This is a genomic window from Gemmobacter sp. LW-1, assembly GCF_001303875.1.
Lineage (GTDB): Bacteria > Pseudomonadota > Alphaproteobacteria > Rhodobacterales > Rhodobacteraceae > Gemmobacter > Gemmobacter caeni.
The window spans coordinates 1-19,550 of the sequence record NZ_LJSC01000028.1; the positions used below are offsets into that span (position 1 = coordinate 1).

A 19,550-nucleotide genomic window follows, 5' to 3' on the forward strand; every position below is an offset into this window, starting at 1 on the left:
TGGAACATCTGCGCTCGGTCGTGGGCTTCCGTGGCTATGCCCAGCGTGACCCGCTGTCGGCGGGTAGGCGTTATGGGACACCGGCCCCAGTACCACTCCGTCTGCGCCGCGCGCCTCGGCGATCACCGCATCGGGGATGGTCGTGCCCTCAGCCTCCAGCGCGGGAAAGCCGATATCGCGGCGCGTGAGACTCAGACCCAGCCCGTAGCGCGCCTCAACGGCGCGCAGGACAGTTTCGGTGGCGGCCGCGATCTCTGGCCCGATCCCGTCACCGGGAAGCAGCAGCAGCTTCATGGGTGGCCCCCTCAGCGGAACGGCCACGGCAGATCAAGCTGCGCTTGCAGCAGCCCTGCCGGGAAGTTCAGGTTCAGCATGTAGGCGATGCCCAGGATGAAACCGGCGGCGGCGGCGGTCAGGATCACGCTCTGCACCCAGCCTGCGCGGGCACGGATACGCAGGAACGCCAGGAAGAAGGCGATCATGGCGGCGTAGAACCCGACCAGAGCCGACACGAGCACCAGCCCGCCGATCCAGCCCAGCCCCCCCCAGAGCCGCCCATAACCGGGTTGCCCGACAAGCTCGCCATCCAGTTCGCTGTCGAAATGGGCAACATGGCCGCGGTGCCCTGCCACCAGTTCCGGCAGCAGCCACAGGACCATGGCGATCCCGACAACGGCAGCGGAAGCGGGGAAGACCAGCGCAAGGAAGCTTTGCCCCAGCGCATCGGTCAGCCCCAGTGCCAGGAAGCCCAGCATCAGTGCCGCAAAGACGATCTGCGGCGCGCGCGAGGTCCAGCGGCCTTCATGCTCCGGCGTGTCGGCATCTGCCGAAACCACATGCCCCTGATCATCAACCCGGTTGCGCAGGCCGAAGATCACCGAAGCCAGCGCCATCAGGCCGATCACGATGACGCCCGGACGGGTGAGGAAGCCCCAGTCGTAGAATTGCAGCGCCTGATAGAAGTAGGTCTCGGCCTGCGGGGCCAGAACGAAGCCGATCAGCAAGGCCGGACGCGGCCAGCCGAAGCGCTTCATCAGAACGCCCACCACGCCGACGAATAGCAGCGCCAGCAGGTCGCCGATATCGCGCGTTGCCTGGAAGGCGGCAAAGCAGATCAGCGAGATCATGAAGGGCGCCAGCAGCGGGAAGCGGATCTGCGTCAGGCGCGAGATCGGCACTGCCAGCAGAAGGCAGATGCCTGCCCCCATGATATTGGCGACGGCCAGCGACCAGATCACCGAATAGGTGACGTTCAGGTTGGCCTGCACCATCGAAGGGCCCGGCTCGATCCCCAGCAGGACCATACCGCCCAGAAACACCGCCATGGAGCCGGAGCCGGGAATGCCGAACAGCATGGTGGGCAGCAGCGCGCCCCCCTGCATCGCATTGTTGGCGCTTTCCGGCGCAACCACACCGCGCGGATCGCCGGTGCCGAAGGTCTCGGGGTTTTTCGAGGTCTGCACCGCATGGCCATAGGCAATCCAGTCGACAACCGATCCGCCCAGACCGGGAATGGCCCCGATCATGCAGCCCATGCCAGAGCAGCGCAGCGACAGCCAGATATTGCTGTACCAGTCGCGGAAGCCCGCGCCCCAGCCCTTGCCCAGCGCAGGCTGGTCGGAAATCGCGGCATTGCGGCGGAGCAGATCCGAAATCTCGGGAATGGCGAACAGGCCAAGGCCGACGATGACCAGCGGAATGCCGTCATAGAGATAGTCCAGCCCGAAGGTCATGCGGAACTCGCCCGTTGCGGGTGCCCCGCCGATCGAGCCGATCAGCAGACCCACCGCACAGGCCGCCAGCCCCTTGGGCAGGCTGCGACCGGCCAGAACCGCCACCATCGACAGGCCGAACAGGGCCAGCATGAACAGTTCGGCCGAGCCGAACATCAGGATCAGCGGCCGTGCCACCACGACGAAGCCGGTCAGCACGACTGCGCCGAAAATCCCGCCGAACATCGAGGAAATGAACGCCGCCGACAGTGCCCGTGCGGCCTGCCCCTGCCGGGCGAGCGGAAAGCCGTCCAGCACCGTCGCCTGACTGGCCGACGACCCCGGAATCCCCATCAGCACCGACGAGAACGTGTCCGAAGTCGGGATCACCGCGACAAGGCCGATCAGCATGGCCAGCGCCGAGATTTCATCCATTCCGTAAAGAAACGGCATCAGCAGCGACAGACCCGCAATCCCGCCAAGGCCGGGGATCACCCCGATCACCAGCCCGACGGCAACGCCAAGAAACATGTAAAGCAGATGGTCGAAGGTCAGCAGCGCATGCAGCGCGGCAAATAGGGTATCGGCCACGGAAAGTCCTCCGAGGTTGGGTCAGGTCAGGAATGGGGAAAGGTCGGACGGGGTGGCCGCCTCACGAAGCCACCCCAGGGGTCAGCCGGATGGCAGAGGGCTCATTCGCCCAGCCGGACCCCGTAATCCGCCGCCAGCATGTCGACGACATTCTTGCGGTTCTCGGGCGAAATGGTGGTGCCCTTTTCAAACAGGGCCTGCGCCAGCGCGCCCGTCACCTGTTCGTAATTGCCCAGCACCGCTTCCTTGTTGGCCTGATAGTCCGCGTCGGACTTCATGGCCTCAAAGGCCGCCTGATAGGTGGCAACGATGTCATCCGGCGTATCTTTGGGCAGGAAAGCCATCTTCTGCGCCGGGAAGCCTGCGGTGAAGAAGGCAACATAGGCGTCGTAATCGGCACCCGACGGCTTTTGCCCGGTCATCATTTCATAGGCTTCGGGGAAGCTCGGCAGGTCGGGGAAGTTCGGGTCGCGCACGATATTGCCCGCCTCGTCCAGCACCCCCCAGGAGAACAGCGGAACCGCCTGACCGGCCTCGACCAGCGGGGTCACGTTGGTGATGAAAGCCGACGAGGTCTGGTAGTCAATGTTCGTCTCACCGCGCTCGAAGGCCAGACGGCCATCGCCACGCCCTTTGAAGCCGAAGACATGCTGGACTTCCAGCCCGAGCAGACGGAACCCCAGCAGCGGCACGAGGTCAAGCGAGGTCGCGCCCTGACTTGCATAGGTCAGCTTCTGGTCTTTCAGCTTGGCGATGTCGGCGGGCGCGGCAATGCCAAGGCCCGGCGCCCCATAGACAACGCCGCCGGTCGGCGAGGCCATGGCGACCTTCCAGTCCTTGTATTCATATTTCACGCGCGGATCGCCCAGCAGATAGGGAAACTGGGTCGAGCCCGAAGTGCCCAGCAGCGTCAGCCCGTCGGGCTTGGCGCGGGCGGCAAACAGGTTGGCACCCTTGGTGGAGCCACCGCCGGGCTCGTTCACCACCACAACGGTGGGATTGCCCGGCAGATACTTGCCCAGCAGCGGCGCGTTAAAGCGCGCCCAGGTATCCGAACCGCCGCCGGCCGAAAACGGAATGATCCATTCGATCGTCTTGCCCGAGAAATCGGTTTCGGCCCAGGCCGCGCCCGCACCAGCCGGAAGCATCGCCGCCGCCAGTGCCAGACCAAGCGCCCTGCGCCGGGTAAAAGTGGTAAAATCGGTCATTCTGTCCTCCCCATGACGTGGCAGGCAGCTTTACGCATGCCCTACCGCCCTTGCCTTCTCCTCCGAGGCACGGCTTGATGGCATCTTATTAGCGCCCCTACCTGTCCAGAACCTGTCCGGCCGGAAAATGCGAATCGCACTTATCGAAGATAACGCCCCACTTGCGGATGCGATCAAAAACAGCCTGCAAGATCATGGGCTTGGCGTAGACCATCTGGCGAATGGCCTGGACGGGGAAGCCTTCCTTGCTCAATCCCGGGTTGATGTAGCCATCATTGATGTCAATCTTCCGGGTCTGGACGGCCTGTCCATCGTCCGCGCCATGCGGCGGTCCGGCAATGCCACGCCCGTACTGATTCTGACGGCCATGGGCAAAACATCCGAGCGGGTGACGGGTCTTGAGGCCGGGGCCGACGATTATCTGGTAAAACCATTCGAGATGGCAGAGCTGATTGCCCGCCTGCGTGCGCTCGCCCGGCGGCGACCGATGCTTCAGGCACGCGAAGAAAGCGTCGGCAGTCTGTCCTTCGACCGGGAGGCCCGCGTCCTCAGCGGGCCGGCCGGCCCCATTGACCTGCCCCGTCGCGAAATGGCGCTGTTTGCCTGCCTTCTGGAAAACCGCGGTCGCATCGTCGCGCGCGAACATATCTCGGATACGCTTTATGGCACCGGCACCGAAGTGGAGCCGAATGCCATCGAACTTCTGGTCTCGCGCCTGCGCCGCAAACTGGGGGATACCGGCGTGGCGATCCGCACCGCGCGCGGGCTGGGCTACATGCTGGACGAGGACAACGCGTGAAGCGCCCGCTGTCGCGCCTGTCGCTGCGCGGGCGGCTGTTCCTGCTGCTGGTCACCCCGCTTGTCGTGCTGGCCACGGTGCTGAGCATTTCGCGCTTCGTGCAATTCTCGCACCTCTCCCGGCAAATCTACGACAACACGCTTTACACCGTCGCCCTGACCATTTCGCGCGATGTGATGCTCAGCGAAGGCGACATGCTGGCCGATCAGTTGCTGGCAGCGCTGACGCAATCGCTGGGCGACCGGATCTATTACCGGATCACCGGGCCGGACGGCGCCTATATCACCGGCTATTCCGCCGCCCCCCGACGCCCCGAAGGGAAGGAACCCGAACCCGGCGTGCCACTGTATTTCGACACGACGGTGAATGGCCTGCCCGGACGGGCGCTGACGCTGATCGACACGGGCACCGACCCCGATACGCCCGGCGTTGTCACCATCGAAGTCTGGCAGACGGTTGAGCAGCGCAATACCTTCAGCCGCGAGCTGATTGCGCAGACCATCGCGCATTTCTCACTAATCGTGCTCGCGGCGGCCTCGCTCGTCTGGTTCGGCATCACCTTCGGCCTGCGCCCCCTGCGCGAGTTGGAAGAGGCGATCCTCGCCCGCAGCCCGGATGACCTGCGCCCGATCCGCCGCTGGGTGCCGCCCGAATTGCGCACGCTGGTCGGGGCCACCAATTCGTTGTTCCAGCGGCTGACCCGCGCCTTTGCCCTGCGCGACGCCTTCATCTCGGATGCCGCGCATCAGGTCCGCAATCCCATCGCCGCCCTTCAGGCCCAGGCCGAAGCCGCCCAAAGCGCCCCTGACGAGGCCACCCTGCGGCGCCGACTGGCCGAGGTCGTCACCACGGCGCGCAGCACCGGACGCCTGACCAACCAGCTTCTGTCGATGGAGCGGGTCCGGGGCCGCGATCTGCGCTCACTGTCCGAGACGGTCGATCTGGTGGCATTGACCGGCGACGTCACCCGAGACTTCGCCGCGCGTTTCCTGGCGGGGGGCGGTGAGGTCACTTTTGATGTCATCGGCACGGCCCGCCCGATACAGGCGGATACCGTACTCCTGCGCGAAATGCTGGCCAATCTTCTGGACAATGCCCAGATCTATGCAGGCCCGAAGGCACAGATCGCGGTGCGGGTGGAGTTCACGCCGGATGCCGCGATGATTGAAGTGGCCGACAACGGCCCCGGCATCCCGCCACATCTGCATGAAAGGGTGTTCGACCGTTTCTACCGGCTGGACCATGACACGGTGGCGGGCTGCGGCCTTGGCCTCGCCATTGTGCGCGACATCGCCCAAAGCCACGGTGGCAGCGCCGAGGTGCGCCCCGATACACAGGGCTGCACCCTGCGCATCCGTCTGCCGGGTTAAAGCGGCGCGATCGTCACGCCCGCCGCCTCCAGATCGCGGCGCAGGCCGCGCGCAATGGCCAGCGCACCTGCGGTATCGCCGTGCAGGCAGATCGTGTCGATCCGGCAGGGAATGCGCCTGCCCGATTCCGCGATGATGGCGCCTTCACGCAGCATAGACAGGATGCGGTCGGAAATGACCGCCGGATCATGCAGCACCGCGCCGGGTTCGCGGCGATCCACCAGCGTGGCGTCATCGGCATAGGCCCTGTCGGCAAAGATTTCGCCCGCCCAGGCGCAACCAAGGTCACGCACCACCTGTTCCATCGCCGTGGCGGCCAGCACCATGATGACAAGATCGGGCTGCACCTTCAGCGCCGCCTCATAGCAGACCCGCGCCAGAGTGGCATCTTCCGAAGCCATGTTGGACAACGCCCCATGCAGCTTAAGGTGCCGCACCCGCCCCCCCGCCGCCCGCGCCATCGCCTGCGCGGCGCCCAGTTGATAGGTCACCAGATTGGCGACCTCGGCCGCCGACAGCGCCAGCCGCCGCCGCCCGAAACCCTGAAGATCGGCAAAGCCCGGATGCGCCCCGATCCCCACCCCGTGCCGCTGCGCCAGCGCCATGGTCGCGGCCATCACATCCGGGTCGCCGGCGTGGAAGCCACAGGCGATATTGGCCGAACTGATCACCTCCATCAGCGCCGCATCGTCACCCATCTTCCACGGGCCGAAACCTTCACCGATGTCGGAATTGAGGTCCACCTTCAGCATCGCATCCCCCCGGAAGCAAACACCCCCGCACGGTGGCGGGGGTGCGGATCGTCAACCCAAAGCCTCGTCACAGCGGGCACAGGTCTGCGGGTGTTTGTGGCTGCCCACATCTGGCAGGATCTGCCAGCAGCGGGCGCATTTCTCGCCCTCCGCCGTTTCGAATACCACCGCGACACCCGGCACCTCGGGCAGGCGGAACGCCTCGCCCGGCGCCGGATCGCCCGTTACCTGAATGGCCGAGGTGATGCAGACCTGCGCGAAATCCACCGATTTCAGCGCGGCCAGAACCGCGGCATCCTCCACATGGACCACAGGCGCGGCTTCCAGCGAGGCACCGATCACCTTGGCGGTGCGCTGCACCTCCAGCGCCGCCGTCACCACGCGCCGGACCTGCCGGACCTGCGCCCATTTCGCCGCCAGCGGCTCGTTCAGCCAGTCTTTCGGCGTCTCGGGCATGTCTTGCAGATGGATGGACGAACCTTCCTCGGGGAAGCGGCACAGCCAGACTTCCTCCATGGTGAACACCAGGATCGGCGCCAGCCATGCGGTCAGCCGGTGGAACAGGATGTCCAGCACCGTGCGCGCGGCCCGGCGGCGGATGCTGTCCGGCCCATCGCAATAAAGAACATCCTTGCGGATGTCGAAATAGACCGAGGACAGATCGACCGTGCAGAAGGTGAACAGCTTCTGGAACACCCCCTGGAAATCATAGGCGGCATAGCCCTTGCGCACCTCGGTATCCAGTTCCGTCAGACGGTGCAGCACCCATTGCTCCAGCTCAGGCATCTGCGCCGGGTCCAGACGCTCGGCTTCGGTGAACCCGTCAAGGTTGCCAAGGACATAGCGCATGGTATTGCGCAGCCGGCGATAGCTGTCGGCCACGCCTTTCAGGATCTCTTTCCCGATGCGCAGGTCGACGGTGTAATCGCTCAGCGCCACCCAGAGCCGCAGGATATCGGCGCCATACTGGTCGATCACCTCTTGCGGCGCCACGGTATTGCCCAGCGACTTGGACATCTTCATGCCCTTCTCGTCGAGCGTGAAGCCATGGGTCAGCACACCGCGATAAGGCGCACGGCCCTTGGTGCCGCAGGCTTGCAGCATCGAGGAATGGAACCAGCCGCGATGCTGGTCGGTGCCTTCCAGATACAGGTCCGCCAGCCCGTCTGCCGTGCCATCCGGCCGGTCGCGCAGCACGAAAGCATGGGTCGAGCCGGAGTCGAACCACACATCCAGCACGTCAAACACCTGCGTATAGTCCGCCGGGTTCACGATGCCGTCCAGCACCTGCTCCTTGAAGCCCGGCTGATACCAGACATCGGCGCCGTCCTTTTCAAACGCCGCGATGATGCGGGCATTCACCTGCGGGTCGCGCAGCAGGAAATCGGCATCCGTCGGCTTCGCCCCCACCTTGGTAAAGCAGGTCAGCGGCACACCCCAGGCACGCTGGCGGCTCAGCACCCAGTCGGGCCGCGCCTCGATCATGGAATACAGCCGGTTGCGCCCCGAGACAGGCGTGAACTGCACAAGCTGGTTGATCGAATGCAGCGCGCGGGTGCGGATCGTCTCGCCATAGGTGGACATGCCGTCGTCCAGCTTGCGGTCAATGGCGGCAAACCATTGCGGCGTGTTGCGATAGATCAGCGGCGCCTTGGACCGCCACGAATGCGGGTAGCTGTGCTTCAGCTTGCCCTTGGCCAGCAGCGCCCCGGCGCCATGCAGCGCCTTGATATTGCTGACATTGGCCGGACCTTCCTTGCCATCGGGATTGATGATCGCCTGCCCGCCGAACAGCGGCAGATCGGCGCGATAGCTGCCATCCGCCTCGACGTTATAGGTCATCGGCAGGCCGAACTTCAGCCCAAGCTGATAGTCGTCATCCCCATGCGAGGGCGCCGTATGCACAAACCCAGTGCCCGCATCATCGGTGACATGATCGCCCGGCAGCATGGGGACGTCGTAGTCCCATTCCTTGTTGTCGGCGAGGCCACGGTAGGGGTGGGCCAGTGCTACGCTTTCTAGCCCATGCACTTCGCCAAGGTCTTGATAGGCTTCGATACGGCCCGCTTTGGCAACTTCGTCGGCCAGATTACTCGCAACGATTAGCACTTCGCCCAATTTGGCCAAGCTATTATCGGCTACCGATGTCACCTCGATTGCTTTGTAAGCAATCGCAGGATTGAACGCGACCGCCCTGTTCTGCGGGATCGTCCAAGGCGTTGTAGTCCAGATCACGATCGAGGCAGAAGCAACCTTCTCATTCCAATTGGAATCCAATTCACCTTTGTAGTGGGCGCCTGGCTCGATTGCGCCAGCGACAACCTTAAACCGCACCCAGATCGTGTGCGAGGTATGGTCGTGATACTCCACCTCCGCCTCGGCCAGCGCAGTCTTCTCGACCGGCGACCACATGACAGGCTTCGATCCCTGATACAGCGCCCCGTTCATGAGGAATTTCATGAACTCCTCGGCGATCACCGCCTCGGCATGGAAATCCATCGTGAGGTAAGGATCGGCCCAGTTGCCGGTGATGCCCAGCCGCTTGAACTCCTCGCGCTGGATGTCTATCCAGCCCTCGGCGAACTTCCGGCACTCCTGCCGGAAGGCCACGATGTCCACATCGTCCTTGTTCAGCCCCTTGGCGCGATACTGCTCCTCGATCTTCCATTCGATCGGCAGCCCATGGCAATCCCAGCCCGGCACATAGCGCGCATCATGGCCCAGCATCTGCTGGCTGCGCACGATGAAATCCTTCAGGATCTTGTTCAGCGCATGACCGATGTGCAGATGCCCGTTGGCATAGGGCGGGCCGTCGTGCAGCGTGAAGGGCGTGCGGCCCGTCTTTTCGCGCAGACGATCATAGATGCCGATCTCGGCCCAGCGGGCCAGCCAGCCCGGCTCGCGCTGCGGCAGGCCGCCGCGCATCGGGAAATCGGTTTCGGGCAGGAAAACGGGATATTTCAGGTCGGAAGTATCAGGCGTGTCGGCGCACATCGCGGACGATCCTTGAACGGCAGGTATCGGGGGCAGCCCGCTGCGCGGGCCGAAGGGAAAGCGGTATAACCCGGCAGCTCGATCAGAGCGCCGGGCAAGTAATTCGATGCGGCATCTTCCACGGCCCCGCAGAGGCCTGCAGAACCAGATGCGCGGGGGCCGCTTGCACGGGTCGGGTCATCATGGCGGCCTTATACGCAAGCCCCGCGCGCGGGTCCAGCGAAACAGGCCGCATCCCCCGGCCCCGCCGTCGCATGAGTATTTGGGCAAGAAGCAGGGGCCAGAGCGCATCCCGGCACAGATGAACGCGTGATATCCGTGCATCCGGATTCACCCGCGCCGGGATGGCCTTGCTCCTTGACGGTCATCGGGACTCCTCCCTGTACCGCAACCGCAGACTGCGCCGGTAAAGGTTAAGAAACCCCTTCCCTTTTGCTTCTTGCAAAAATACTCACCTCCCCGCCCGACGCCCTGTCCCGGCCAGATCAGGGCGCCCCGATGCCGCAGGCCATGGCAATGCCCCCGAGGAAGGCCCCCGTGTCAAAGCGCCACCTTGAGCCGCACCGGAAAACCCGCAACGATGGTGCAAGTTTTACAGGTGCCACTATGACCGCCTTCCCGCCCCGCTTCTTCGTCACGCCCGAACAGATCGACGAGCAGGTCGCGGCTTTCTACGCCGCCGTGCGGCAGCACCCGCAGCTTGGCCCGCTCTTTGCGCGGCACGTCACCGACTGGCCGGCGCATGAAGAAAAGATCGGCCGGTTCTGGCGCAACGCCATCCTGCGCGAGGGGGTCTATGACGGCTCACCCATGCTGGCCCACCGGCAGGCGGGCGATGTGACGCCGGATCATTTCCCGGTCTGGCTCGACCTTTTCGACACTACGCTGGCCCGCACCCTGCCCCCGGAGGCAGCGGCGGCATGGTCGGCCATGGCGCATCGCATCGGCCGCGCGCTGTCGATGGGCGTGACCGAGGCGCGACGGCCCGAAGGCTCAGTCCCGCGGTTCTGAGCCCTGTGCCATCGCTCCCCGCGCCCAACGGTTCAGCCAGGCCAGCCCCGCCAGTGACAGGCCCAGCCCCGCGAAGCTGAGAACCCGCGTCAGCCCACTGAGCCCGGAGGCATCCCACAGGAACACCTTCGCCACCGTCAGTGCGATGACGGCCATCGCCAGCCGCTGCAAGTGCAGCGACCGCCGCGCCAGCGCCTGCCACAAAAGCGCCGCGCCCAGTGCCAGCATGGCCAGCGTATAGCTGTAAAGCTCACCCTGCATCACATCCTGCGCGCCAATCCAGTCGCCCCACCAGAGCCGCCGGATCTCCAGCACCGCCCAGACCAACAAAAGCGCCGCCCCCGCGCCACGCAGAATCAGGCGCCCCCGCGCGGGCAGCGCCACGAGGCGCGGCGCCAGAAGCAGCAGCGCCAGCCCGGGCAGGCCATAGGCCAGCACCAGCGTATCCAGCAGCGGCAGGCCCAGAATGCGGCCGGCCGGATTTTCCGACCATGCAAACAGCGGGTTCGCGGGGCCCAGCGCCATCGCCAGACCGCCCAGCGCGATCAGCGCCGCGACGCTGGCCAGACCCAGCCGCAACCAGCGGGTCAGTCCGGCTGACGCGCCCGCCCGCCAAAGCTGCGTCCCCGCCAGCACCGCCCAGGGTGTCGCGTTCAGGATCAGACCCCAATGGCTCATCGTCCAGTCGATGCCCGTGGTCGGGTCATCCGGGATCATGGCGCGGGTCAGCACCAGATTGACCAGCAGGACCGGCGCCGCCAGCCCGAGGCTTTCCAGCACTGCCTTGGGCAAGGCCCGCCCCGCTGGCAGCAATCGCAGCCCGGCAAGACAGGCCGCAGCGACCCCCAGATAGGCCAGCGCCACCTGTGACAGCGGTGCCTGCATACCCCAGTCCAGTCCGGGGTCCACCACCAGCCGCCATGACAGAACCGCCGCGCCAACCTGCACGAACCAGCCCATTTCCGGCAGGGTGAACCGGCGATCCAGCGCCACGGCCACCAGCAGCAGCACAGCCAGAGCCAGCGTCAGCGCCGCAGCGGTGGTCAGGAGGAACAGCGCCAGCGCAATCAGCGACAGCGCGGACAGCACGGCCCAGGCGCTGCGCCGTCCCGGCTGCCCATCAGCCTTCGCGAACACCGCTGCAAGCAGGGTCATGCCCACGGCCAAAGCCATGGCATGTGCCGCCCAGAGGCCCGTGCCCAGTACGGCAGAGGGCGCCCAGAAGAATTCCAGCAGCAGAATCGCAACCGGGGCGGCCAGCGTCGCAATCAGCGCGGGCAACAGCCCGCCGCCGCGCAGGCTGCGCAGCGCTGCGGCCAGCGTGATGGCCCCCGCCGCCACGATCAGGAGGCTGACCGTCCAGGGCGCGGAGCTTTCCGGCGGACGCTGGTCAATGGCCAGCGATTGCCACGCATAGATCTGCCCCGGCGCCAGCACCAGTTTCGCCAGAAATCCGGCGGCGGGCAGCAGCGGCAAATCCTCCAGCCCCGGCGCGCGCCCGGCCCAGATCAGCAAAAGCACCGCCAGCCCGGCCAGCAGGAAGAAGGGCAGCAGCCCCTCTGCCCCCCAGCCGGAGACCAGAAGCACGAGGAACAGGGTCGAGGCCACCAGATTGCCCAACGCCAGCCGCACCGGGAAGGTGGGCCAGACCTTCAGCCGCTTCACCAGAATGCGCAGGGTCGAAGGTCCCTCATGCCCCGGGATCAGCGCGCGTTCGGGGATGATGATGCTCAGCACCACCAGCGCTACAAGACTCCAGCCCCAGGCCGCCAGCCCGGCGCCGCCCATAGCCATCAGCCACAGGCCGACCTGAGCCAGCACCAGCGCCAGAACCGAGATCCAGGCCCAGCGACGCCAGGCGTCGATGGCAAGCCCGGTTGCGGCGACCAGCAGGTAATGCGCGTAAAGGATCGGGGTGGGTGCGGCGCCGCCGTCCACCAGAAAGGGAGCTGCCGCCGCACCGATCAGGCCGATCGCCGCCAGGAAGGGACCGTGGCGCCACCCCAGCCAGATCGCGAGCGCCGAGGTCAGGAACAGGCCTGCGAAGGTCGGGCCGGGGCCGTAAAGCCCGTACATCAGCCGCCCCGCCGTCACACCCGCGAAGATCGCAACGATCCCCGCCCCGCTGAAGACGGAGGGAAGATAGGCGGTTGCCGCGCCGGTATCATCGCCCCAGCGCCGGCGCACCCATTCTCCGGCCACGATCAGCCCGGCACCGAACAGCACCGCCAGCACCACCCGCACCGGCGGCGGCAACAGGCCCTTCTCGACCCCGTATTGCACGAAGAAAACACCGGCCAGGGCCAGCGACAGCGCCGAGACGGCATAGACCCAGTTCTCGCGCAGCCAGCCCGCAAGCGCGGCAAAACGGTCGGCGCGCAGCACGAGCGGGCGGTCCTGCCCGGCCTCCTGCGGGGCGGGCGGCGCATCGACGGCGGACAGTGGCGCAGAAGGTGTGCCCAGGGCGCGCTCCCAAGGGGTGACGGCCGCAATCCGGCCCTCGGAAACCGGATCGGGCCCAGAGGCGGGCGCAGGTTCCGGCGTCAGGCTTTCGACCACCGGCGGCGCGGCCTCTCTGGCCGCCTCAAGCAGGGCCAGTCGCGCTTCGGCACTTTGCAACCTGCGGCGCAAGCCGGATTGGGTGATGAACAGGACGATCACCCCCACCGGCAAGGCCAGAGCTACAAGAACCACCAAGGCGATGATCGCATCCATAAGGCACCCCTCATATCCTCCGGGCGATCTTAACCCGGTGAGGCACAAACGGAAATCAGGATTCCGCCTGGCCCGTTGCGGCCCGCGCGGCGGGGCTGCGGTCAAACACCCCGGCCAGCGCGCGGCCCATGAGATTGGTGACCTGCGGGCGGCGCAGGGCATGGAAGGGCAAGGGGCGGCACAATTCCATCGCGGCCACACCAATCCGCGCGGTCAGCGCGCCATTCACCACCCCCTCGCCAAAGCGGCGCGAGATTTTCGACAGTACGCCGCCCCCGGCAACCGAGCCGATCAGATCGTCCGTCAGCGCCACGGCGCCGGTCGCCACCAGATAGGTGAAGACGCGCCGCAGCAGGCCGAAGCTGGCGAAGCGACCCGAGCGGCCACCGTAAAGCTGCGCGATGCGGCGGATCATGCGCAGATTAGCAAACAGCGCCGTTGCCACATCCGCAAGCGCCATCGGCACCAGCGCGGTGATGGTGGCGACCTGCCGCGCTGCGGTCTCGATCTCGCGCCGGGCGGCAAGGTCCAGCGGCGCGAGAAGCTCCTGCTCCGTCAGGTCAATCAGCGCATCGGCATCCAGCACATCGCTCTGCCGATCACGCAGCCGTTGCAGTGCCGGTTCGGCCTCGGGGCGGTGACGATAGAGCGAGGCGACCTCGGCGCAGGCGATGCGCGCGGCATGCAGATCGGCCTTCTGGCGCGCGGTAATCGCCCGCGCGCGCAGCTTGTCCAGCAGGGACAGCCGAAGATAGGCGATCCATTCGCGGGCGGCGAAAACCAGCGCCAGCCCGGTGGCAACCCCCGTAAGCACCAGCGCCACCCATCCCAGCCATGGGGAACTGGCCATCAGGCTGGCGACAAAATCATAGGCGGCAACCGAAAGCGCAAAGCTGAACAGTGCACCCAGCGCCCAGATCAGCGCGCGCGCCAGCGTCAGGCCCTGCTGTCGCGCAGGCAGCGGCACCAGATCGGCGGAGACACCAGCCTCGGGCACAGGCGGAGCCAGGCCCGGATCGGCGGGCGCGGCTTCGTCCAGTTCGATCAGCAGCGGGCGGCGCGGCGGGGGAATATCGTCATCACTCACAGCCGGTCTCCGATCAGGAATTCGGTGGCGCGGTCCAGCCGGATATGCGGCGGCCCCTCGCCGGGTTTCAGACTGCTGCGCGCGGGCGCAAAGCTCATCAGCGCAAAATCGGCATCCAGCCAGCGTTCCGCCCCCTGCCGGGCGGGCGAGAGCAGACGCGCGGGATCGGTGGGCAATTCACCCGGATACATCGCCGCCTGCCTGCCCGTGCCCATCAGACGCCCGCGCACCACATCCAGCATCTGGCCGTCACGCTCCACCTTATCCTCGACCGTGGCGCGAAAGCCTGCCAGCGACATTGCGCTGACCTCGGCCCCCGAAAAAGCCGCCCGGTCGCGCGCCTCACGCACCAGCGCCTCGGTAATGGCGGTCAGTTGCGGGTGCTGGCCGTGGTGCAGATGATCGGCCTTGGTGGCGGCGAAAAGGATCTTCTCGACCCGACGCCCCCGGAACAGCCGCGACAGCAGGCTGTTCCGCCCCGGACGGAACGCCGTCAGGATATCGGCCATGGTGCGGCGCAGATCCTCCAGCGCCTGTGGTCCGGCATGCACCGCGCCCAGCACATCGACCAACACCACCTGCCGGTCGATCCGGGCGAAATGGTCGTAGAAGAAGGGTTGCACCACCTTGACGCGATAGGCGTCATAGCGCCGCTCCATCTCGTGCCAGAGGCTCTGCCGTCCGGCGCTGGACGGCTCTGGCAGCGGCGCGAAGGTCAGGACCGGGCTGCCCGCAAGCTCCCCCGGCAGCAGGAACCGCCCCGGCGTGCAATCGGACCAGCCTGCCGCCCGCGCAGCATGCAGATAAGCGGTGAATTCGGCTGCAAGCGCCTGCGCCCGCGCCTCGTCATGTTTCAGTGACCCGTCCTCGGCCCGCGCGGTTGCCAGAAACCCCGCACCCTGCGGCCGCCGCGCCATGCGTGACAGCGTATCCTCAGCCCATTGCGCATAGGTCTTGTCCAGCAGGCCCAGATCCAGCAGCCATTCGCCGGGGTAATCCACGATATCCAGATGCACGTTCCTTGTGCCGCGCACCCCCGACAGGAACCCCGTCGGACGCACCCGGAACGACAGCCGAAGCTCCGAAATCGCCCGCGTGCTTTCCGGCCATTCCGGCACATCGCCGGTCATCTGCGCCAGATGCCCTTCGATATCGAAGCGCGGAATGGTGTCGTCGGGCTGGGGTTGCAGCCAGACCGCCTCAATCCGGCCCTCGGCCTCTGCCCGCAATTGCGGCATGCGCCCGCGATCCAGCAGATTGGCCACCAGTCCCGTGATGAACACGGTCTTGCCCGCCCGCGACAGGCCGGTCACGCCCAGCCGGATCACGGTATCCGCCGCCGAGCCGAAGGAACGCGCCACCACTTCCACCGAGCCGGTCACCAGATCGCTTATGTCGATTGCCAAACCTGCCCTCCGGAACCCGCGTCCTTGCCTCTCCTGCTGAACATATGCCCTGCATGCAGGCAGGTGAAGGGGTGGGGCCTGACGACCCTGCGTCCGGCTGGACAGCAACAGGGCACTGCGCTAACCCGGCGACATGCCCAGATATGCCCTGAAAATCGAATATGACGGCACGCCCTTCGCGGGCTGGCAGCGCCAGTCGCAGGGGCAGGTGTCCGTTCAGGGTGCGGTGGAGGCCGCGCTGGCAAAGCTGGAGCCGGGGCAGCACACCATCGCCGCCGCCGGGCGCACCGATGCGGGCGTCCATGCCACGGGCCAGGTGGCGACCTGCGATCTGGCGCGCGACTGGGATCCGTTCCGCCTGTCCGAGGCGCTGAACTTCCACCTCAAGCCCGCGCCGGTGTCGATCCTGCGGGCGGTGCGGGTGGCCGATGACTTTCATGCCCGGTTTTCGGCGATGGAGCGGCACTATACCTTCCGGCTCGTACAGCGCCGCGCGCCGGTGACGCATGATCGTGGCCGGGTCTGGCAGGTGCTGAACCCGCTGGATGCCAATGCGATGCGCGAAGGGGCCGCCTTCCTGACCGGCCTGCATGATTTCACCACCTTCCGGTCGTCGATGTGTCAGGCGGCCTCGCCGGTCAAGACGCTGGACGAAATCCGGCTGGAGACACTGGATTACCCCGGCGGTCAGGAAATCCGCTTTCATCTGCGTGCCCGCAGCTTCCTGCACAACCAGGTGCGTTCGATCGTCGGCACGCTGGAGCGGGTGGGCGCCGGGTCCTGGGCGCCCGAGGCCGTCAGGCAGGCGCTGGAGGCACGCGACCGCGCCGCCTGCGGCCCGGTCTGCCCGCCGCAGGGGCTGTATCTGACAGGCGTGGGTTACCCCGACGATCCTTTCGCGGCCTGAGCCCTAGTTCAGATCCTTCAGCAACCGGCCATGGCGGCGCACCTCGGCCACCACTGCGCCGAACGTGTCCAGCCCCCGCCCCTTCAGCATCGGCAAAAGCTTCAGGAAGGCATCCGCCGTGGCGACGGTATCACCCAGCGCGGTATGGCGCGCCTCTTCGGGGATGGTGATGCCAAGCCGATGGGTCAGCGCATCGAGGCTATGCACCTCATGCTGGCCATAGATCACCGCCGACAGCAGCACGGTATCCAGCACCGGATGATCGAAGCGGGCACCGATAGCCGCCTCCTGCCGGCGCAGGAATTCCATGTCGAAGGGCGCGTTATGGGCAATCAGCACCGCACCTTCGGCGAATTTGTGGAAGGCACGGCCAACCTCTGCAATGCCCGGCGCCTCGGCCACCATGGCGTCGGTGATGCCATGAACGGTGGTCGAGCCGGGCGGGATCGGGCGGCCCGGGTTGACCAGCGTGTCGAACACCTCGCCCGCCACCCGCTTGCCGTTGACGATGCGGACGGCAGCGATCTGTACGATCTGGTCTCCCTGCGCGGGCAGAAGGCCGGTGGTTTCGGTGTCGAACACCACGAAGGTCAGGCCTTCCAGCCGCGTATCGGCCACCGGCGCGTTGCGCGCCTTCGACATCAGGTCGAAATCATAGACCACCGCACGCGGCACCGGGGTCGGGCGCGGACCAGCGCGCCGCGCGGCGCGCAGTGGCAGCACAAGACTCTGGCGGCCATTGGTGCCCTCGGGCCAGAGGTCGGTGGCATGGGCGGCCAGCACACTGCGGCCGGTGATATCGGGCAGATCCTCGCCCAACGGCTCGGCCAGCCACCCATCCAGCGTGGCCAGTGACAGGGCCGCACCCTGCCAGCCCAGCACCACACGGGCATCGGCCCCGGCCTCGTCCAGCCGCAGGTGAAAAGGCGCCGGATGCCCGGACGCCGCAAGCCGCTGACCCAGATGGCCGATCAGCGCGATCAGTTCGAACCCGTTGCACCGCATGAGAAGCGGCGCGGCCTCTGCCGTCTCCACCGTCAGGCCCAACCCCTCCAGCCGGGCGCGCATCCCGTCCAGCAGGTCAAGCGCGCGGGCGGGGGCCAGCGGCAGCCCCTCGGCGCGATCCTCGTCATGGTGGCGGCTCAGGTCATTCACTGCCGCCGACAGTCCCGTCACCTCCTGTCGCATCGCGGTTTCCATGCGGGCAGGCACCGGCTCACCCTCGGGCAGCACGCCGAACAGCGTCATCAGATTGGCGGTCGGTCTGCGGATACGATCCAGCGCGACCGACAGCGCCGCATCGCGCCGCGCGCGGGTCGTCAGATCGGCGGTTACGTCGCGCAGCGTCAGCACATAGCCCGGCGGACCGCCCGCACCCTCGATCAGACGCATCCGCGCGGCCAGCACCTGCCCGCCGCTGCGCGTGGAACAGAGGATATCCGAGGCCGCATCGGCATCCCCCGCCTCGATCAGACGGCGATGAGCATGGCGCACCGGCCCCTCGCGCAGATAGTCGAACAGGTAACGATCCAGCCCCGGCGCGGTATCACCGCCCAGAAGCCCGGCGGCGGGCGTGTTGTAGAAGGCGATCTGATGTTCCCCCGAACACAGCAGCACCCCCACCGGCACGTCGGACAAGAGCGCCTCCAGCCGCGATTTTTCATCCGCCAGCCGCGTCGTTTCACGCGCGACGGCTTCGGCCAGCGCGTTCCGCGTCTCGGCCAGCGAGGAGGCGGCGGCCGTGGCAGCGGGCGCCAGATCACCCAGATAGCGGGCAATGGCGGTATCCATCTCGCCGCTGACATCGGAATGGGCGCGGGCGCGCAGCGCGCCGGCGAGGATGTCTATGGGCTTGGCCACGTTCACGTCAAACAGATACCAGACCCAGGTGACCAGCCCGAGGATCACCAGCCCGGCAATCACCCCCACCTGCACGAAGGCCGACAGGGTTTCGGGGCTGCCCAGCCGCTGAAAGCCGAACACCAGCCCTGCCGCCAGCGCGACCAGCGCGCCAAAGGCAAGGGCCGCGAAGATCAGGAAGATACGCAGACGCAGGCTCAGTCTGTGCAGCATCGCTCAACCCTCGCCTTGCAGAAGGCGACGGACCTCCTGTCGCAACTCCTTCAGTTCAAAGGGTTTCGAGATGAACCCGTCGGCGCCCAGCGCGATGCCCTTCTGGCGCTCGATGGCCGAACCGCGCGCGGTCATCATCAGGATCTTCACATCCGCCAGCGCGGGGTCAAGCCGAACCGACTGGCAGATCTCGTATCCCGAAACCTCGGGCAGCATGACATCCAGCAGCACCAGATCGGGATGCGTCTCACGGATGCGCGGCATCGCCTCGGCGCCGCTGGCGACGCGATCATGGGCATAGCCCTCGCGCGTCATCAGGAAATCCAGCGCGATGGCGATGTTATCCTCGTCCTCGACGACAAGGATGCGGTGTTTCCTCCCGTCCTCGGCCATATCATCCCTCCCGGCAGGCCGCCTTCGTCAGCGGATCATCGGCGGCGGTGGTCTGCCATTCGGCACCCGAAAGCGTACCGTCCGGCAAAACCTCCATCCCCTCAGTGATCCGCACGCGCCGCCCGGCGGCGCAGTCCACCGCCAGAAACCCGTCCTCCACGGGCCGCCAGCGGGCAAATTGATAGATATGCACCAGCCGCAGCGCCGGATTGGCCGGATGCGGGGCGATGGTGCGGGTGTCGATGGCGGTAAACTCGGTCGTCATCGGCACAAGGTAGGTCCAGGGGCGCATCATCTGCTTGCCCGAACCATGTTCGACCACCACCACCCCTTCGGGCAGGTTGGCCACCTGATTGCCATACCAACCGTATTCCAGCGCGATCGTGGTGCCGATCAGCCCCAGCCCCGTTGCCAGCGGCACCGCGATCTTGGGAATGCGGTGCGGCATCAGCTTGCGCAGGCCCCAGACGATGCCCGCACAGGTCGCAGCGGCGATGATGGCGGCGAGGAATTCGAAGAGCTGCATCTGGCC

The 19,550-nt window shown here is 66.4% G+C and carries 15 protein-coding genes; 4 read left to right on the forward strand and 11 right to left on the reverse strand.

Annotated features, from left to right (window positions below; genetic code table 11):
* From AO684_RS04595 to AO684_RS04605, 3 genes are all read right to left on the reverse strand, one after another.
* The coding region (locus AO684_RS04595; RefSeq protein ID WP_235451210.1) for an isocitrate/isopropylmalate family dehydrogenase at positions 1-294 on the reverse strand (294 nt) is incomplete at its 3' end.
* Between the two features lie 11 nt (positions 295-305).
* Positions 306-2,303, reverse strand: a complete 1,998-nt coding sequence (locus AO684_RS04600; protein WP_054301568.1) for a tripartite tricarboxylate transporter permease — start codon at positions 2,301-2,303, stop codon at positions 306-308.
* Between the two features lie 101 nt (positions 2,304-2,404).
* Entirely contained in the window at positions 2,405-3,511 is a 1,107-nt protein-coding gene (locus AO684_RS04605; protein ID WP_054301569.1) for a tripartite tricarboxylate transporter substrate binding protein, read from the reverse strand.
* Between the two features lie 127 nt (positions 3,512-3,638).
* Here AO684_RS04605 and AO684_RS04610 point away from each other — a divergent pair, with 127 nt between their 5' ends.
* A complete protein-coding gene (locus AO684_RS04610; RefSeq protein WP_054301570.1) occupies positions 3,639-4,310 on the forward strand; it encodes a response regulator transcription factor in 672 nt (223 codons plus the stop codon).
* Positions 4,307-5,680 (forward strand): sensor histidine kinase, encoded by a 1,374-nt coding sequence (locus AO684_RS04615; protein WP_082400728.1) that lies wholly within the window; start codon positions 4,307-4,309, stop codon positions 5,678-5,680. The genes AO684_RS04610 and AO684_RS04615 overlap by 4 nt, the downstream gene beginning before the upstream one ends.
* Here AO684_RS04615 and AO684_RS04620 read toward each other — a convergent pair.
* Positions 5,677-6,432 carry a LamB/YcsF family protein gene (locus AO684_RS04620; protein WP_054301571.1) on the reverse strand — a complete coding sequence of 252 codons (756 nt, stop codon included), beginning with the start codon at positions 6,430-6,432 and terminating at the stop codon, positions 5,677-5,679. The genes AO684_RS04615 and AO684_RS04620 overlap by 4 nt on opposite strands.
* A 51-nt stretch (positions 6,433-6,483) precedes the next feature.
* Complete coding sequence (gene ileS / locus AO684_RS04625) at positions 6,484-9,426, reverse strand: isoleucine--tRNA ligase (protein WP_054301572.1); 2,943 nt, start codon at positions 9,424-9,426, stop codon at positions 6,484-6,486.
* Between the two features lie 606 nt (positions 9,427-10,032).
* Between ileS and AO684_RS04630 the strand changes: the two genes are divergently transcribed.
* On the forward strand, positions 10,033-10,437 hold the full coding sequence (locus tag AO684_RS04630; RefSeq protein WP_054301573.1) for a group III truncated hemoglobin: 405 nt from the start codon (positions 10,033-10,035) through the stop codon (positions 10,435-10,437).
* On the opposite strand, the gene AO684_RS04635 is transcribed toward AO684_RS04630, so the two are convergent.
* The 3 genes from AO684_RS04635 to AO684_RS04645 are packed head-to-tail and all read right to left on the reverse strand — an operon-like array spanning position 10,420 to position 15,624.
* Complete coding sequence (locus AO684_RS04635) at positions 10,420-13,152, reverse strand: DUF2339 domain-containing protein (RefSeq protein WP_054301574.1); 2,733 nt, start codon at positions 13,150-13,152, stop codon at positions 10,420-10,422. The two genes, AO684_RS04630 and AO684_RS04635, sit on opposite strands and share 18 nt — an antisense overlap.
* 55 nt (positions 13,153-13,207) lie before the next feature.
* A complete protein-coding gene (locus tag AO684_RS04640) occupies positions 13,208-14,239 on the reverse strand; it encodes a YcjF family protein (protein ID WP_054301575.1) in 1,032 nt (343 codons plus the stop codon).
* The gene (locus AO684_RS04645; protein WP_054301629.1) at positions 14,236-15,624 is read right to left on the reverse strand and encodes a YcjX family protein; all 1,389 of its coding nucleotides are present in this window, start codon (positions 15,622-15,624) and stop codon (positions 14,236-14,238) included. The genes AO684_RS04640 and AO684_RS04645 overlap by 4 nt, the downstream gene beginning before the upstream one ends.
* A 154-nt stretch (positions 15,625-15,778) precedes the next feature.
* Here AO684_RS04645 and truA point away from each other — a divergent pair, with 154 nt between their 5' ends.
* The gene (gene truA, locus AO684_RS04650) at positions 15,779-16,552 is read left to right on the forward strand and encodes a tRNA pseudouridine(38-40) synthase TruA (protein WP_054301576.1); all 774 of its coding nucleotides are present in this window, start codon (positions 15,779-15,781) and stop codon (positions 16,550-16,552) included.
* Positions 16,553-16,555: 3 nt separating this feature from the next.
* On the opposite strand, the gene AO684_RS04655 is transcribed toward truA, so the two are convergent.
* The 3 genes from AO684_RS04655 to AO684_RS04665 are packed head-to-tail and all read right to left on the reverse strand — an operon-like array spanning position 16,556 to position 19,544.
* Positions 16,556-18,625, reverse strand: a complete 2,070-nt coding sequence (locus tag AO684_RS04655; RefSeq protein WP_054301577.1) for an exonuclease domain-containing protein — start codon at positions 18,623-18,625, stop codon at positions 16,556-16,558.
* Positions 18,626-18,628: 3 nt separating this feature from the next.
* Positions 18,629-19,018 carry a response regulator transcription factor gene (locus AO684_RS04660; RefSeq protein ID WP_054301578.1) on the reverse strand — a complete coding sequence of 130 codons (390 nt, stop codon included), beginning with the start codon at positions 19,016-19,018 and terminating at the stop codon, positions 18,629-18,631.
* A gap of 1 nt (position 19,019) precedes the next feature.
* The gene (locus AO684_RS04665) at positions 19,020-19,544 is read right to left on the reverse strand and encodes a hypothetical protein (protein WP_054301579.1); all 525 of its coding nucleotides are present in this window, start codon (positions 19,542-19,544) and stop codon (positions 19,020-19,022) included.
* Positions 19,545-19,550 lie beyond the last annotated feature (6 nt).

Excerpts from the sequence above, each read along its gene's own strand:
- AO684_RS04605 (WP_054301569.1), bottom strand. The coding sequence starts at position 3,511 with ATGACCGATTTTACCACTTTTACCCGGCGCAGGGCGCTTGGTCTGGCA.
- AO684_RS04610 (WP_054301570.1), top strand. The coding sequence starts at position 3,639 with ATGCGAATCGCACTTATCGAAGATAACGCCCCACTTGCGGATGCGATC.
- AO684_RS04620 (WP_054301571.1), bottom strand. The coding sequence starts at position 6,432 with ATGCTGAAGGTGGACCTCAATTCCGACATCGGTGAAGGTTTCGGCCCG.
- ileS (WP_054301572.1), bottom strand. The coding sequence starts at position 9,426 with ATGTGCGCCGACACGCCTGATACTTCCGACCTGAAATATCCCGTTTTC.
- AO684_RS04630 (WP_054301573.1), top strand. The coding sequence starts at position 10,033 with ATGACCGCCTTCCCGCCCCGCTTCTTCGTCACGCCCGAACAGATCGAC.
- AO684_RS04635 (WP_054301574.1), bottom strand. The coding sequence starts at position 13,152 with ATGGATGCGATCATCGCCTTGGTGGTTCTTGTAGCTCTGGCCTTGCCG.
- truA (WP_054301576.1), top strand. The coding sequence starts at position 15,779 with ATGCCCAGATATGCCCTGAAAATCGAATATGACGGCACGCCCTTCGCG.
- AO684_RS04655 (WP_054301577.1), bottom strand. The coding sequence starts at position 18,625 with ATGCTGCACAGACTGAGCCTGCGTCTGCGTATCTTCCTGATCTTCGCG.
- AO684_RS04660 (WP_054301578.1), bottom strand. The coding sequence starts at position 19,018 with ATGGCCGAGGACGGGAGGAAACACCGCATCCTTGTCGTCGAGGACGAG.
- AO684_RS04665 (WP_054301579.1), bottom strand. The coding sequence starts at position 19,544 with ATGCAGCTCTTCGAATTCCTCGCCGCCATCATCGCCGCTGCGACCTGT.